Raw genomic sequence first — 15609 nt, forward strand, 5'->3', positions numbered from 1 at the left:
GCTAAAAAGGGCCTATTTCAGATGGGTGAAAATTAGCGCCTGCTAGGCGTGAGTGTTTTCTATAAGCAAAAAGGCATTAATATGCATGCTGATATGTTGAAAATGGTCTTTTTACTAGATGATTATAAGGACTCAATAGTTTTAGTTAGCTGCCGTGGTTAGTTAACCGGATTAACTTGGAAGATATATCTGTGCTTGTCGTGTTTTTTGCATTTATTAATAATAAACCAAGCCGGTTTTGTCCTTGGCACCTTGAGGCAGACAGGTTGAACTTGCTCTGACTTTTACACGTTATGAAAGTATGGACAGCCGCTTGTCTTTACATCGAAGCGCCCGCACGCAGGAGTTCGATGTCGATACCGTCAAGCTTGGCAAGCTTGTCGTGCGTCTCTTGAAAATACTGTTCCTCAGACGATTTTGTGCGCTAGGTATGGAGCAATTATCATGGTGGCCCACAGGGCTATCACTTTGAGAGACGCTGGGAGATCTTCAGGTGTAGGCAAATGTGTGGCTCTTGCAGGATAGGGGATAACAAGAGGGGCTGATTGGCGAAACAGGGAAATACGTCGCTAAAGGGGGCTTCGTTCACTCCGAATCCTCATTTTCCAAGCCACACAAGTAGGCCTCGGCCTGCGCAAATTGTTTTTCGTTAAAGACGCGAATGCCTTCGGACTCCAGCAGCGCCGCAGTGACGCCTTGTTCCTGGATACGGATGCCGGTAAAGGAACCATCGTAAATAGAGCTGGAACCACAGGACGGACTGTCTTCTTTAAGGATGGCGACCCGAATATTCTTGAGCTTTGCTTGTTGCAAAGTTTGTACGGAGCCAGCTACAAAAGCGCGAGACACATCATTTCCTTGAGCGTCTACAACACGTGCCAGCCCGGAAAGCACTTGCATGCCGCCGCCTCCAATAATTTCAGCGGGCGGACGAGGTACCGGCATTCCACCTGCAAGCTCAGGACATACAGAGATGACGCGGCCTTCACTTAGCCAGCGCGACAAAATCTCGTTTTCAGCCAGTTTGTGGGTGCCGTTATAGCGGACTGGTTTGCCAAGCAGGCATGAACTCACTAAAACGAATTTCATCATGTTGGTTGGCTCTGTTAGGTAGTACAAGGCTCGCGGTTCGCCATGTGGCGGCGCAGCCTGAAGATCGAAAGACTGGGCGGTATATAACAATGGTTTGTATCGACAGCATGCAGGAGTTCAGTGCTGGTCTCAAGTAGTGCTCACTGTTTCAGAGTACGTTTGGCCCGAGCCCGGTTTTTCGCCTTATGATGCCTTGAAACGGTACATTGGAGAGGGACAAATGGGGTTGGCATCAGATTATCCAGTCATAGTGGTTACCGGTGGGAGCCGTGGCATAGGTGCAGCGACCGCGCGCCTGGCCGCCGTGCAGGGCTATAACGTCATTCTTAGCTATGCTGAAAGCGAATCTGCTGCCTTGGCAGTGGTCGCTGAAATAGAGGCGGCAGGTCGCCACGCTTTTGCTGTCCAGGCGGATTGTGCAGATCCCAAGCAGATAACTGGGCTCTTTGAACAAGTTGACCAGAGATTTGGACGGATTGACGTGTTGGTGAATAACGCAGGTGTGCTGTTTCAGCAATCCCGTCTGGAGAATATCGGTTTCGAGCGTATGCAACGCACTTTTGCCGTCAACACGCTTGGCCCCATGCTTTGTAGCCAACAGGCGGTTAAACGTATGGCTTATTGCCATGGTGGGCAGGGAGGCTCCATTGTTAATGTCTCGTCAATAGCGGCCAAGCTTGGCAGTCCGAATGAATATGTGGATTACGCCGCGTCAAAGGGAGCATTGGAGACTTTCACAACGGGCTTTGCTAAAGAGGTTGCCCGAGAAGGGATTCGTGTCAATTGCGTTCGGCCAGGACATATTTATACCGAGATGCACGCCAGCGGTGGTGAGCCGGACCGTGTGGATCGCTTAAAGGACAGCATTCCAATGGGACGAGGGGGACAAGCAGAAGAGGTGGCCCGTGCAATTTTATGGCTGGCTAGCTCCGAGGCGTCCTTTGTCACGGGAGCATTTCTGGACACGACAGGCGGCAAGTAGCCCATAGGATCGGAGCCATGCACCTCAGCGGGAAATTGCGTGATGCCCACTGGCATGGGCAAGGTCATATCCGCTTTGACGTGATGTCTAGTCAACGGGGCTCCCTGTGCCACCTCCCAGCTCAATCCATTCAATAAGCGAGCCATGTTTTTTGGAGTATATGGATCGGCCATGATGAAGATGCGGCGGGTAGGAAAAACAGGCATCGAATGATGGCAATGATTCTCAATACATTTCTGACCGAACTAATCCAAATTTATTATTAAAAATTGCATAGTTTGGTTTTTTGCCTTGAAGTGCGCGAGCGTGCTGCGCACCTGCTGCGGGAGCACGAGAATCGAGAGCGATCCAAAGCGATCCAAAGCGAACGAGACTCTGAGTCTGGGGAGCACTTTTTTCGTCTGGGCGGTGCCCGATCACCAACTGAAGTAATCCGGCAGTGTATTGATAGGCACCGAGACGCATAAGGAGTTGGGCCGCTGTGTCAGCGTTTGCAGATTGTTCCGTCCGGCTATCGCTGATCGCTTGACTTACACCGATGGACACAAGCTAGCGTTTATAGAGTGTTTATTCCGCCGTACTACATGCTAGATAAGTACCAAGAAGCCTTTAACGATCTTTAAACGTGTCATTTCTATACTTCGTGCATCAATAGTAGGTCGCCTTTTTTTGACAGGTGACTGGAGTCTGGGGGACACGGAGTAATGTTGGACAGCCAGCTAGGTGTACGAGCAATCAGCCAATCACAGCCTCATGGGCAGATGCCTCGTGATAGTGAGACATTTGCGTCGCTTCAGCTTGAAGTTGGCAAACGTGTGGACATGCATGCTGCCACACCCCTGGACTGGTCGCTGGTCGCCTCTCTGGCAACTCAGGTACTGGATAAAGAAGGCAAGGATCTGAGTGCCGGGGTGTGGTTGTGCGCAGCCTGGTTGCATGAGTACGGTACGCGTGGTCTGGCTGCTGGACTACAGGTGATACGCGATCTGCATACGGTGTATTGGGACGCCATGAGTCCGGCTGCAGCACGCATTCGTGGCCGGCGCAATCAAGTGCAATGGCTGCTGGACGAATGTGACGCGGTATTGTCCGAGCCCGATTGGGACGCAGAGGGACTGGATTCGCAGCAACGCGACGAGGTTCTTGCCCTGTGCGATGAGCTGGATGCGTTCTGGCAGGCTAAAGACGATGAACCGCCGGCGTGGTGGCGTTTAGGCAAGCGTCTGGGAGAGTTGTTGCCGACCGCCCAGAGCGAGGCACCTGTTACACAGACTTCGTCTGAAACGCGTGTTCCTGATTTCCCGCTTTCTGAACCGGCGCAGGACGAACCTGCGGTAGCGACCCAGACGGCCGCCCCGGTACTTGCAGCCAAAGAAGTCGCTCAGCCTGTGCGCTCTGAGGTGGGGTCTGACTCCGCGAGTGACAAGACCCTTGTCATCGCTGCTGCAACACTAAGCGACGTGGTCGCGGCCGAGCGCTATGTAGAGCAAAGCGTCGCGACGATCCAGGAGTCTTTGCTGACTCTGGACGATGCACTGTTGGCCACGGCCTGGCTGCTGCGCTTGAACCGACAAAGCGCCTGGCTGTTTCTGGATACCTTGCCGCATGCCCAGGAAGGGGTGACGCGCGTTGCTCCGCCGCCTGTCGCGGACTTGGCAGTGCTGGAGCGCCTGAGCGAAGCCCAGGACCCGGCGGCGATCTTGCGCTTTGCAGAGTCGCGCCTGGGACGCATGCGTTTCTGGCTGGATTTGAATCGCCTGTCCTATCAGGCGGCGCAGGCTTTGCCTCAGGGGCAGGCCGGTGCGCAAACGATTCTGATCGAAACGCAAGCGATCTTGCAGCGTTTGCCTGGGCTGGAGCGCTTGGCTTTTAGCGATGGGCGTCCCTTTGCCGATGAGCAGACGCGTGCCTGGCTGACCGCGTCCGGGACGCGGGTGACTGAGCCTACGCCTGCCGCTGGCCGTGCCGAACCGCCTAAAGAGACGGCGCTGGACGGTGAGGGATTGGATGTGTTTGGCCTGACCTCTTTGGTCATGGCGGCTGGAGCCGAGGCCGAAGCTGCGCGACGCTTGTTGGATGGAGCGTTGGCGCGGTTAAAGACGGGTGGCGAGCAACTGATGCGTGCCCGATGAAAGAACAGACCCCGATTTTCTAAACAGGAGAAACCGACATGGCTGCTGATGGTTCCGTCGCCCCCAAAGAGCGCGTCAATATTGTGTACAAACCCGCCACGGGTGATGCCCAGGAGCAGGTGGAGCTGCCGTTTCGCCAGTTAGTGCTGGGCGACTTTACCTTGCGCGAAGACAGTACGCCCCTGGATGCGCGTACGCCGGTCAGCGTGGACAAGGATACGTTCAACGACGTGCTCAAGGCCCAGAATCTGTCGCTGACCTTGCTGGTGCAGGACAAGCTCAATGAGCAGGCCGGTCCGGACGATCAACTGACTGTGGACCTGCGGTTTGAGTCCATGCGCGACTTTCAGCCCGACGCGCTGGTCGATCAGGTGCCCGAACTGCGCCAGTTGATTGCCTTGCGCGACGCACTCAAGGCATTGAAAGGGCCACTGGGCAATCTGCCTGATTTTCGCAAGCGTCTGCAGGGACTGGTACAGGACGAAGGCACGCGTCAGCGTCTGCTGGCTGAGTTGGGCGTACAGGACAAGCAAGGGGAATAAACATGACTGCAACCACACCGGAACAGCAGGCTCAGACTGCGCAAGGCGCCCAGGAAGGCGGCTCGCTGCTCGATGAGCTGATTGAATCGACTCGCCTGCGTCCTGATGATGAGGCCTATGCCATTACCCGTCAGGGGCTGGAAGCCTTTGTGGCTGAGCTGCTTGAGCCGGGTCGCCAAAGCGAGAAGATCAGCCAGGGCCTGATCGATGAGATGATCGCCAATCTGGATCGCAAACTGTGTCGTCAGGTTGACCAGATTTTGCACCATGCCGATTTCCAACGCTTGGAGTCGGCCTGGGCAGGGCTGAAATTCCTGGTCGATCGCACGGATTTTCGTGAGAACAACAAGCTGGCCATTCTGAATGTGTCCAAGCAGGCGCTGCTGGAAGACTTTGAGGATGCTACCGACATTACCCGCTCGGGCTTGTATACCGCTGTCTACACGGCGGAGTTTGGGCAGTTCGGTGGTCAGCCCTTTGGCTCCATCATCGGCAATTACGAGTTTGGTCCCGGCACCCAGGACATCAAGCTACTGCAGTCCTTGGCCAGTGTGTCGGCCATGGCGCACGCGCCGTTTATCGCCTCGGCAGGGCCGCAGTTTTTTGGCGTAGACAATTACTCGGCGCTGCCCAATCTGAAAGATCTGAGTGCAGTCTTTGAAGGCCCGCAATTTACCAAGTGGAATTCATTTCGCCAGTCCGATGACGCCCGCTTCGTGGGCCTGACCTTGCCGCATTTTCTGCTGCGCGTGCCTTATGGGGAGGACACGGTACCGGCCAAGACCTTCAATTACAACGAAGACGTGTCGGGTGGCAATCAGAACTTTCTGTGGGGTAATGCGGCCTTTGCGTTTGCAGACCGATTGGCCGACAGCTTTGCACGTTATCGCTGGTGCGCCAACATCATCGGGCCGCAAGGCGGCGGTGCGGTCGAGGACCTGCCTATTTACAACTACGAGGCCATGGGCGAGACCCAGACCAAGATCCCGACCGAAGTGCTGATCTCCGAACGACGCGAATTCGAGTTGGCCGAACAAGGCTTTATCGCCCTGACGATGCGCAAGAACACGGACAATGCAGCCTTCTTTTCGGCTAATTCCTCGCAAAAGCCCAAGTTCTTTGGCAACAACAAAGAAGGCAAGGTGGCCGAGACCAACTACAAGCTGGGCACGCAACTGCCTTACATCTATGTGGTGAGCCGTCTGGCGCACTACATCAAGGTGATCCAGCGCGAGAACATCGGCACCTGGAAAGAGCGCAATGACCTGGAAGCCGAATTGAACGAGTGGATTCGTCAGTACGTGGCCGATATGGATAACCCGAGCGCGGGTGTGCGCAGCCGTCGGCCTTTGCGACAGGCCGAGGTGACCGTTTCGGATGTGGAAGGCGATCCAGGCTGGTACCGCGTGGGCTTGAAAGTGCGTCCGCACTTTAAGTACATGGGCGCATCGTTCACTTTGTCGCTGGTGGGCAAGCTGGACAAAAACTGAGTTTGAGGGCGGGCGATCCTGTGTCAGCAGGATCGCCACCTTGAGGCACCGGCGCGACGCCAGCCAGACGTCGTGGTGTACCCGGTATTGGCAACGACTGCTTAAGTCATCACACAGTCAGTTAACAACAGGAGTAATTTACCATGCCTATGCCATGCTATCTCACGCTTGAAGGCGAAACCCAGGGCAAGATCGAAGGGTCCTGCGAAGTTCAGGGTCACAGCGGCAAGATTCTGATCCAGGCCGTCGATCATCGCATTGAACTGCCCAAGAGCCCCCAGACGGGCCTGCCCTCGGGCAAGCGCCAGCACTTGGGTATTACCTTGACCAAGGAAATCGACAAGTCCTCGCCCAAGATCTTCCAGGCACAGTGCTCGGGCGAACAACTGAGCAAAGTCGAGCTGGAGTTTTACCGTATTAGCCCTAAGGGCACGGAAGAAAAGTACTACACGATTCGCCTGGAAAAGGCCGTCGTCACCAGCTCGCGCACTTGGGTTCCTAACTGCCTGGCTCCCGAGAACCGCCAGTTCGGCCACATGGAAGACATCGCCCTGACCTACGAAAAAATCGTCTGGACCTGGGAACCGGACGGTATCGAGGCCGAAGACTCCTGGCTCACACCAAAGTAAGAGGGAAAAGGGATGCGCGAGTTGCGTCTGCTGGAGCGCATTGCTGCGCTGGAGACGGGACAGATCCAGACCCAGGCCACGCGTGCCCAGGTGCTGGTGGTCTCGATACGCGAGCATCTGCAGCGCATCCTTAATACCCGGCGCGGCAGCGTGCCACTGGACCCGGAGTTCGGGGTGCCGGATTTCACCAATCTGGCTGGCTCCTTTAGCAGCGGGTCCACGCGCGAGATCATCGACAGCATTACCCGCATGATCGAACGCTACGAGCCGCGCCTGAAAGCGCCCAAAGTGCAGGTCAGCGAGCAGGGCAGTGAGGTGCTGTCCTTGAGCTTTTCGCTCGAAGGCCTGGTGCAGGTAGACGACCACGAGCTGCCGATACGGCTGGCTACGTCAATCTCCTCGTCTGGTCGGGTGTCTTTGCAAGCGCAATGACAGACGTGTTAGCTGTTGCGTGTGCTCCAGGGAAATGGGAATGTTGAATCGATATTACGAACAGGAACTGCATAATCTGCGTTCCTTGGCGGCCGAATTTGGGCGTCGCAATCCCGCTCTGGCTCCCTTCCTGGGCAGTGCGGCCGCGGTCGATGCGGATGTAGAGCGTCTGCTCGAAGGCGTGGCCTTCATGACGGGGCTTGTGCGCCAGCGTCTGGACGACGATTTTCCTGAGTTTGTGCAAAGTCTGGCGCAACTGATGTTTCCACAGTTCCTGCGGCCGGTGCCATGCATGACCATCATGCAGTACAGTCCGCGCAGCGTGACCGGTGAAACCTTGCAGGTGCCGGTCGGTACGACTTTTTCTTCTTCCGGCGAGCGCGGTGAACGCGCGGTATTCAATGCGATTTATCCGGTCGCTGTTGAGCCTTTGCGGCTGGAACACGCCTATTGGGATGCAGGCCAGCGCGCCAGTCAGGTGCCGGCGCTGGTGCTGGAACTGGCTCTGACAGGCCTGGATGCCGCTCAATGGGAAGGGAACTCGTTGCGGTTGTGGCTGGGCGGCAGCGAGACGGTGGCCAGCGGATTGTTTCGAATTCTTATGCGTGACACGCGCGCCATCTATGTCGGCTCGCCCCAAGGCAGCATGGTACGGCTGGAGCCGGCGTGTCTGCGTCCGTTTGGCTTTGACCCCGCCTATCCTTTATTACCCTGGCCGGCAGGTGCGCATCCGGCCTGGCGCATTTTGCATGAATATTTTGCCCTGCCCGAAAAGCTGCGCTTTCTGGAGCTAAAGGGACTGGAGCGCTGGCGTGCCCGTCAGGGGACGCGATTGGTGCTGCGTTTTGAGTTTGACCGTCTGCCCGACTGGGCTCCTGAGGTCAGTGTGGACAATTTTGTCTTGCATGCGAGCCCGGCCGTCAACTTGTATCCCCTGGATGGCCAGCCCTTGTACGTGGATCACCGGCAGCCGGAATATCGTATCCGGCCAGTCACGGGGCGTCAGGGTGCTCAGATTTACAGTGTTGACCGGGTGGACCTGCGCAGTGCGGATGGGCTGGAACAAGGCTATCAGCCGGCCAGCGACTGTGTGCCGGGCGCCCAGTCCTATCACATTCGCGTACGTGCCTCAGCACTGGGATCGGGTTGTGAGCATTATTTAAGCTTGCCAGGCGCTGGGCTGGCGCAAGACGGTGAGCAGGTCCTGTCCTTGCGCCTGAGCTGTACCGACGGCAGCGGGCCGGATGATCTGCGCCTGGGCGAGATCTGCGAGGCGACCGACCGGTCGCCGGTGCGGGTGACTTTTTCTAACATTACCGGGGTCACCTCCTATCGCGAACCCTATCTGGCGCAGGATTTGCTCTGGCGCGTGCTCTCGCACATGCAGGCCAATCAGATGGCGCTGTCCAGCGCCGAGAGTCTGCGCAAATTGCTGTTGCTGTATCTGCCCGAGCAACGCGGGGAGTCCGGGCAGCGAGCCGCCGGATTGCGCCAGATCGAATCTATTCAGCAGGTGCAGGTGCAAAGCCAGCGGCGCATGGTGCGCGGCATGCCTGTCCAGGGCAGTACGGTTCGCATCGAGTGCGCAGGAGATCATTTCTCAGGTCCCGGCAGCCTGTATCTGTTCGGTTCTGTCTTGAACGAATTTTTGTCCGGCTGCGCGACGATGAATACCTTCATCGCCTTGACGCTGCATGACACGGTCCATGGGGAGACGCTGCAATGGCCAGCGCAGATCGGTCAGCAACGCCTGTTGTAGAGGCTGGGCTGCTGCAGGATTTGCAGACCCAGGCCCCTCAATACAGCTTCTTCCAGGCGGCGCGTTTGCTGCGCCAGCATCTGGGCGACGATGCGGCCTTGCGCGAGCGCCTGCGTATTCGGCCGACACTGACATTGGCATTCCCCGAGTCGGATCTGGCCAAGGTCGAACGCGGTGTCGATGGACGTTTTCATATTGAGGCCAATTTCTTTGGTTTGTATGGGGTGACCTCGCCGCTGCCCACGTTCTATACCGAGGATCTGATTCAAGAAGCGATGCAGGGGTATTCGGCCCGCCGCGATTTTATCGACATTGTGCATGCGGCTCTGTACCCGCTGCTGTATCAGGCCTGGGAAAAGTATCGCATCTGGCTGGCTGTACATGAGCGTCGTGATGGCCAGCGCCTGCGCCAGCTATATGCCCTGGTAGGGCTGCGTGAGGCGCCTGAACGCCAGGATGATGCGCAGGCGCTGCTGCCTTTTGCCGGCAATCTGGGCATGAAGTCACGTTCCGCCTTGGGTTTGCAAAGCCTGTTGGCAGGTTTGTTGGGGGGCTTGCCGGTGCGGGTCCACCCCTGTGCACCGCGCTTTGTCCGCATTGCCCCGGTCTATCGCAGCCGCTTGGGCGGGCAAGCCTGTCGTTTGGGTGAGGACAGTGTGCTGGGCGAACAGGTGCTCGATTGCGCCGGCAATGCCGATGTCGAAATTGGCCCTTTGCAGGCCGAGCTGTTTCACGACTTATTGCCGGGTGCGCCCTTGTTTGATCGGGTCAGCCGCACCGTGGCCTGGTATTTACAGGCTCCGCTGCAGTGCGAACTGCAGTTGTGGCTGGAGCCGCAGCAGCGCCAGGGGGCCTGTCTGGGCCGGGGTTGGCAGCGGCTGGGATGCAATACATGGCTGGGCCAAGGCCGTAGCCGCGTACTGGCCGAGCGGCCGGTGCGTTTCGGCTTGAATCTTTTTACTGCGGAGAACGATGATCATGATGCTCGTTGACTTAAAGCCTTTGTTTGCCAGGCTCAATCCCTTGTGCACAGCGGCCGTGGAGTCTGCCGCAGGCCTGACCCTGGCACGGGGGCATTATGAAATCAGCATTGAGCACCTGTTGCATCGCCTGCTGAGCGAGACGGGCAGCGATCTGGCACACATTCTGGCCCAGAGTCAGATTGATAGTCTGCGACTGGCAGCCCAATTGGAGGATGCATTGGCACGCTTCAAAAGCGGCAATCCGGGTCGCCCGGTTTTCTCGCCCATGCTGACGGAGTGCTTGCAAGATAGCTGGCTGGTCGCCTCGGTCAATCTGGGGGCCCGCCATGTGCGTAGTGGTGCCGTGTTGCTGGCCTTGTTGATGCGGCTGGGTTATTACGCCGCAGGTACACCGTGGGGCGACAGTTTGCGCGCCCTCTCCAGTGAGCAATTGCACAAGCAGTTTGCCGCCTGGACCGGGACGTCGGCTGAGCAGGCTTACGAGCCGCTCGACGCGTCCAAGGGGGCACCGCCCACGGCGACCTCGGCCGCTGATAGCGCACTGGCGCAGTTTTGCGAAGATTACACCGCCAAGGCGGCGCGCGGTGAGATAGATCCGGTATTCGGGCGTGACGATGAGATCCGCCAGATGATCGACATTCTGGCGCGTCGTCGCAAGAACAACCCCATTTGCGTGGGTGAACCCGGCGTGGGCAAGACAGCGGTGGTCGAGGGGCTGGCCTTGCGCATCGAGCAAGGCGATGTGCCCGAGTTTTTACGCGGTACCCGCTTGCTGGGCCTGGACCTGGGACTGCTGGAAGCCGGGGCTAGCGTCAAGGGGGAGTTTGAGCAACGGCTACGTGGGGTGATTGACGCGATCAAGGCCTCACCGCAACCAATTATTTTGTTTGTCGACGAAGCGCATATGCTGATTGGCGCCGGTGGCGCCAGCGGTGGCAGCGATGCCGCCAATCTGCTCAAACCGGCCTTGGCGCGTGGTGAGCTGCGCACCATTGCCGCGACCACTTGGGCCGAGTACAAAAAGTATTTCGAGCGCGATCCGGCCCTGACGCGACGGTTTCAATTGATTCGACTGGACGAGCCTGACAGTGCCACGGCGGTGCAGATACTGCGTGGGCTCAAGAGCCGCTACGAGGCGGTGCATGGTGTGAGCGTGCGCGACGATGCCTTGCAGGCCGCAGCCACTTTGTCGGAGCGCTACATCACGGGTCGACAGTTGCCGGACAAGGCTGTGGATTTATTGGATACGGCAGCAGCCCGTGTGCGCATCAGTCTAGGAGTCAAGCCAGCCGGGGTGGAGCGGATAGAACGTCGTCTGGCGGGTTTGGCCCGCGAGCGTGAGGCCCTGGAACGCGATCAGGCGCACGGTCATCGTATCGAGGCGGCGCGTCTTGAGCAGATCGATGCACACGTGCAGCAGGACAAACAGGATCTGGATGCGTTGGTCGAACGCTGGCAGGCCGAACGGGTAGCTGCCGAGCAGGTCCTGGACTTGCGGCAGCGTCTGGCCCGCTTGCAGGCAGACCCCGACAAGGCCGGACCTGAACACAGTGATGCGGCGGTGGAGCCGGACTTGTCGCCCGAGGATTTGACCCAGGCGTTGAGCCAGGCGCGCGAGCAATTGTGCCGCCTGCAGGACGATGCCCCTCTCTTGTTTACGGAGGTCGGGCCCGATACGGTCGCGCAGGTGGTCTCGGACTGGACCGGTGTGCCACTGGGCAAGATGCAGCGGGATGGGGCCAGTGCCGTGCTGGGACTGGCGGGGCAGTTGTGTCAGCGGATCCGGGGGCAGGATGAGGCCCTCGCGCAGATAGCCCAGGTGCTTAAGGCGGCTCAGTCCGGTTTGCGCGATCCGCGCCAGCCGCTGGGCGTGTTTCTGTTGGTCGGCCCTTCGGGGGTGGGCAAGACGGAAACAGCGCTGGCGGTGGCCGATGAGATGTTTGGCGGTGAGCAGGCGCTGACTACCATCAATATGAGCGAATTTCAGGAAAAACATACTGTCAGCCGGCTGGTCGGCTCACCTCCTGGCTACGTGGGCTATGGCGAAGGCGGCGTGCTGACCGAGGCCGTCAGAAAGCGGCCCTACAGTGTGGTGCTGCTGGACGAGGTGGAAAAGGCCCATCTGGATGTGGTCAATCTGTTTTATCAGGTGTTTGACAAAGGTTCGCTGGCCGATGGCGAGGGTCGGCTGATCGACTTTTCCAATACGGTCATTTTCCTGACCAGCAATCTGGCCACCGACATCGTGACGGCCGCCCGGGCCGAGATTCCGCCGCCGCAGGCTGATGAACTGGCCGAGCGTATTCGCCCGACACTGTCGCAGCATTTCAAGCCGGCTCTGCTGGCGCGCATGACGGTGGTGCCCTACAGCACGCTGTCGGATGAGGCTTTGGCGCAGATTGTGCAGATAAAGCTGGCTCGCATCGTGCAGCGCTTGCAAGTTAGCAATGGGCTGAGCCTGGAATTTACGCCCGCGATTGCTCAGGCCATTGCGGCGCGTTGTACCGAGGTAGACAGTGGCGCGCGCAATATCGACTTTATTTTGCGCAAGAGCCTGTTGCCAGCGCTGTCTGACCGGGTGTTGGCCTGGATGGCCGACGGTGGCGGCTCGACTGCCTTGAGTGTGGATGTGGACCCGCAGGCATTGCAGCCCTGGGTGATACGGATGGGGAGCTAAGGCATGCTAAATGACTACGATACCGAACAGGCCTTGGCCAGCTTCCGTTGCGGCCTGGCCGATCCTGCCCTTTTTCTGGTGACGCGCTGGTCCGGCGAGGAGGCCGTGTCGCGGCCTTATCGTTTCGAGATCGAGCTGGCCTCCGCACGAGACGATATCGATCTGGAAGAACTGCTGGGAGCGCGTGCTACCTTGAGCGTGCTCGATGCGCAGGAGCGTTGGCTGCCCTGGCACGGCATTATTACCGAATTGCGGCAGACGCATCGGGATGATGGCTTTGCCCATTATCGAGCCGTGCTTGAGCCGCAAATGGCGCTGCTGCGCATGTTTCGCCTGTCGCGAGTCTATATGGAAGCCGATGCACAGGCAGGCGGTAAACCTGATCTGGGCACCATCATTCGCATGGTACTGGCGCAGTGCGGCCTGAGCCGGCAAGGCGAGCCAGCCCAGGATGCCGGCGCGCAGTATTGCCTGCGTTTGTCCTCCGACCTGTTGATGGCGACGCGCACTGCGTTTATTTGTCAGTTCGAGGAGAGCAGCCTGGACTTTCTCTCGCGGCGACTGGAGCACGAGGGCGTCTATTACTGGTTCGAACATGGCGCAGACCATGAAATTCTGGTGTTTGGTCATGAGCGCACGGACCAGCCTCGGCAGGCTGTTCCCCTGTATTGGCGGCCGGCCGGTGCCTTGAGCGGTGAACAGAATCGGATTGGGGCTTCGCGTTTCGATCATGCGCTGAGTGTGTCGCCGCGCTCGGTGGTGTTGCGGGATTTCTCGGTTAGCCAGCCTTCATTGAATCTGACTATGAAAGCGGCTATCGACCCGCAGGGGCAGCCGCCGCAAGACAGGTTCGATGGCGTGGGAAGTGTGGAGATCTATGGGGCCCACTTCAGCAAGCAGGACGATGGCGAGCGCATGGCGAGCTTGCGTGCCGAGGAAATTGCCTGCCAGCGTAGTCGTTTTCAGGGTGTGGCTTTGGCGCCGGGAGTACGGGCCGGTTATCCCGTGCAGTTGCATGAGCATTTCCGCCACGATTTCAACCAGCGCTACTTTGTGATTGCGCTGCGCCACGAGGGGCGCCAGCCCTTGCCGCGCCAAAGTGGCGCGGCGGGGCATGAGCAGGTTTTTTATCAGGCCTCCTTGACGGTGTTGCCCGAGGTGCGTCAATTTCGCCCGGCGCGCGTCACTCCCAAGCCACGTGTGGTTGGCTTCTTGAGCGCGATCGTGGTGGCCGAAGGCCAGGGCGAATATGCCCAGATCAACGAGCACGGTTGTTACCGCATACGCTTTTTATTTGCCCCTGTCGATGCGAAGCGCCCCGATGGTGGCAACTCCGCCTGGGTGCGCATGGCCACGCCGTATGCGGGCAGCCAGCATGGCATGAATTTTCCTTTGCTCAAGGGAACGGAGGTGCTGGTGTCGTTTCTGGGCGGCGACCCGGACCGGCCGGTGATTGTTTCGGCCATTCCGAACGAAGAAAATCCTAGCATTCGCAATCAGGATACGGCGACTCAGCCGGGGTTGCGGACGGCCGGTCAGAATGCTCTGGAGTTCGAGGACAGACTGGGCGCCCAGCATACGCGTTTGTCCTCGCCTACGCTGGGGAGCACTTTCCATCTGGGCGCGGACCCCGCCAGCCCCCATCGCTCGGGCGTGCGTTTGAGTACACAGGGGCATATGGGCCTGCTGGGACGCTCGTTCATTCAACAAGTGCCTGGTGTTTACCACCTGGAAGTGGGCAACAAAGGCAATGTTGATACCGATCCCGAGCCGCGCGAACGCCTGAAGCAGGCACAGAATCAGGCCATGGCCGACTTTCTGGAAGAGGAGGCCTGCTTGCCGACGGCCACCGCGCCCGTGCAGATGAAAGCCCTGGAGGCCAAACGGGCACTGTTAGCGCAGATGTTGGCCCAACTGCAAAAAAATGCTCAGGTCGCGGCAGGCGGGCAGCCTAATCCGGATGGGGCCTTAAAGCAGTTGCAAGCCCTGCTGGCCAAGCTAGATAACGCTTTGGACAGGCTCGAGCAAGGCAAGTCCGTATCTGAGGAACCGGAAACAGAAGGGGAGGCAGCGGGCGAGGATACCGGAGACAAGAAGGATACGACGGAGCAAAAGAAGAAAAAAACGTCCAGCGAAAAGTTCAAAGAACTGATGGATGAGATCAATAAATCGGCCAAGAAGGTCAAGGAAGGGACCGATGGCTGGGTTGATCTGTCCTACCTCAAGGCACCGGAAAAGGTGCTGGATATTTCGCTGCTGAATGTCAATCCCATCAAAATTTCAACGTCGCTGGGCGCGGAAGTCAGTGCCTCAGCCTCGCTCAAAAGCAGCATTACCGTGGGTTACAGCGTTGGGATCAAGTACAGCGGCTCCAAGGAGCTGGATCTGCGCGACTACACCAAAGTCGAGTTGAGCGATCAGAGTCGTATTACCAAAGGCGATGAGAAAAAGATCATCCTGGGGGCAGAAAAACGGGTGGTGCGCAGTCAAAGCACCAAGGTGGTGGATATGGAGGGCACCTATGGCAAGCAGTCCATTACGGTGGCCAATGCCTACTCGCTGACCAGCCGCAAAATCAACTATGTCGTGGGAACCGGAGGAATCGATACTCTGGTGTCCGGTAACTCTACCGTAACAGGAGGACCAGCGTCCGTGCTGTCTTGGGGTGTCTTGACATCGAAGATCGCGATCAATCAGGCTCAGGTCGGGATCAAAGCAGGTAGTGTTGGTGTGACATTGGAGTCCATGACCCAGACCGGAAAAATTAAGGTCAGCGATGCGTCGGTGCTGCTGAAGGCTCCCACAATCGATGTAGAGGCGCAGTGTGTGCGTCTTAATGGCAAAACTGTTGTCAGCATCAAGGCCAACAGCATTCTGAAGCTCAATTAGGA

General features: G+C 58.1%; 11 protein-coding genes and 1 other annotated feature. Of the genes, 10 read left to right on the plus strand and 1 reads right to left on the minus strand.

Annotation, left to right across the window (positions count from 1 at the left end; all coding sequences use genetic code 11):
* Positions 1–585 precede the first annotated feature (585 nt).
* Positions 586–1089: a DUF523 domain-containing protein gene (locus LNA76_RS04240; RefSeq protein WP_094198355.1), complete on the minus strand. Its 504-nt coding sequence runs from the start codon at positions 1087–1089 to the stop codon at positions 586–588.
* 223 nt (positions 1090–1312) lie between these two features.
* Between LNA76_RS04240 and LNA76_RS04245 the strand changes: the two genes are divergently transcribed.
* From LNA76_RS04245 to tssI, 10 genes are all read left to right on the plus strand, one after another.
* Positions 1313–2074 carry an SDR family oxidoreductase gene (locus LNA76_RS04245; protein ID WP_230018035.1) on the plus strand — a complete coding sequence of 254 codons (762 nt, stop codon included), beginning with the start codon at positions 1313–1315 and terminating at the stop codon, positions 2072–2074.
* 389 nt (positions 2075–2463) lie between these two features.
* Positions 2464–2580, plus strand: a sequence feature (AL1L pseudoknot).
* A gap of 198 nt (positions 2581–2778) precedes the next feature.
* Complete coding sequence (locus LNA76_RS04250) at positions 2779–4206, plus strand: TssA family type VI secretion system protein (protein ID WP_125276771.1); 1428 nt, start codon at positions 2779–2781, stop codon at positions 4204–4206.
* Between the two features lie 38 nt (positions 4207–4244).
* A complete protein-coding gene (tssB, locus tag LNA76_RS04255) occupies positions 4245–4748 on the plus strand; it encodes a type VI secretion system contractile sheath small subunit (RefSeq protein WP_003799817.1) in 504 nt (167 codons plus the stop codon).
* Positions 4749–4750: 2 nt separating this feature from the next.
* Positions 4751–6238 (plus strand): type VI secretion system contractile sheath large subunit, encoded by a 1488-nt coding sequence (gene tssC, locus LNA76_RS04260; protein ID WP_230018037.1) that lies wholly within the window; start codon positions 4751–4753, stop codon positions 6236–6238.
* Between the two features lie 143 nt (positions 6239–6381).
* The gene (locus tag LNA76_RS04265; protein ID WP_003799821.1) at positions 6382–6867 is read left to right on the plus strand and encodes an Hcp family type VI secretion system effector; all 486 of its coding nucleotides are present in this window, start codon (positions 6382–6384) and stop codon (positions 6865–6867) included.
* Between the two features lie 12 nt (positions 6868–6879).
* Positions 6880–7299: a type VI secretion system baseplate subunit TssE gene (gene tssE, locus LNA76_RS04270; RefSeq protein ID WP_003799822.1), complete on the plus strand. Its 420-nt coding sequence runs from the start codon at positions 6880–6882 to the stop codon at positions 7297–7299.
* Between the two features lie 40 nt (positions 7300–7339).
* Positions 7340–9058 carry a type VI secretion system baseplate subunit TssF gene (gene tssF / locus LNA76_RS04275; RefSeq protein ID WP_230018039.1) on the plus strand — a complete coding sequence of 573 codons (1719 nt, stop codon included), beginning with the start codon at positions 7340–7342 and terminating at the stop codon, positions 9056–9058.
* Positions 9022–10050: a type VI secretion system baseplate subunit TssG gene (tssG, locus tag LNA76_RS04280; protein ID WP_230018041.1), complete on the plus strand. Its 1029-nt coding sequence runs from the start codon at positions 9022–9024 to the stop codon at positions 10048–10050. Before tssF ends, tssG begins: the two co-directional genes overlap by 37 nt.
* On the plus strand, positions 10037–12718 hold the full coding sequence (tssH, locus tag LNA76_RS04285; RefSeq protein ID WP_230018044.1) for a type VI secretion system ATPase TssH: 2682 nt from the start codon (positions 10037–10039) through the stop codon (positions 12716–12718). Before tssG ends, tssH begins: the two co-directional genes overlap by 14 nt.
* 3 nt (positions 12719–12721) lie before the next feature.
* Complete coding sequence (tssI, locus tag LNA76_RS04290; RefSeq protein WP_230018046.1) at positions 12722–15607, plus strand: type VI secretion system tip protein TssI/VgrG; 2886 nt, start codon at positions 12722–12724, stop codon at positions 15605–15607.
* Positions 15608–15609: the final 2 nt, after the last annotated feature.

The sequence above is a fragment of the Alcaligenes sp. MMA genome, from assembly GCF_020907215.1.
In the GTDB taxonomy this organism is placed as follows: Bacteria; Pseudomonadota; Gammaproteobacteria; order Burkholderiales; family Burkholderiaceae_B; genus Alcaligenes; species Alcaligenes aquatilis.

What these genes read in the sequence shown, in the direction of transcription:
- LNA76_RS04240 (WP_094198355.1), bottom strand. Translation starts at nt 1,089, where the DNA reads ATGAAATTCGTTTTAGTGAGTTCATGCCTGCTTGGCAAACCAGTCCGC.
- LNA76_RS04245 (WP_230018035.1), top strand. Translation starts at nt 1,313, where the DNA reads ATGGGGTTGGCATCAGATTATCCAGTCATAGTGGTTACCGGTGGGAGC.
- LNA76_RS04250 (WP_125276771.1), top strand. Translation starts at nt 2,779, where the DNA reads ATGTTGGACAGCCAGCTAGGTGTACGAGCAATCAGCCAATCACAGCCT.
- tssB (WP_003799817.1), top strand. Translation starts at nt 4,245, where the DNA reads ATGGCTGCTGATGGTTCCGTCGCCCCCAAAGAGCGCGTCAATATTGTG.
- tssC (WP_230018037.1), top strand. Translation starts at nt 4,751, where the DNA reads ATGACTGCAACCACACCGGAACAGCAGGCTCAGACTGCGCAAGGCGCC.
- LNA76_RS04265 (WP_003799821.1), top strand. Translation starts at nt 6,382, where the DNA reads ATGCCTATGCCATGCTATCTCACGCTTGAAGGCGAAACCCAGGGCAAG.
- tssE (WP_003799822.1), top strand. Translation starts at nt 6,880, where the DNA reads ATGCGCGAGTTGCGTCTGCTGGAGCGCATTGCTGCGCTGGAGACGGGA.
- tssF (WP_230018039.1), top strand. Translation starts at nt 7,340, where the DNA reads ATGTTGAATCGATATTACGAACAGGAACTGCATAATCTGCGTTCCTTG.
- tssG (WP_230018041.1), top strand. Translation starts at nt 9,022, where the DNA reads ATGGCCAGCGCAGATCGGTCAGCAACGCCTGTTGTAGAGGCTGGGCTG.
- tssH (WP_230018044.1), top strand. Translation starts at nt 10,037, where the DNA reads ATGATGCTCGTTGACTTAAAGCCTTTGTTTGCCAGGCTCAATCCCTTG.
- tssI (WP_230018046.1), top strand. Translation starts at nt 12,722, where the DNA reads ATGCTAAATGACTACGATACCGAACAGGCCTTGGCCAGCTTCCGTTGC.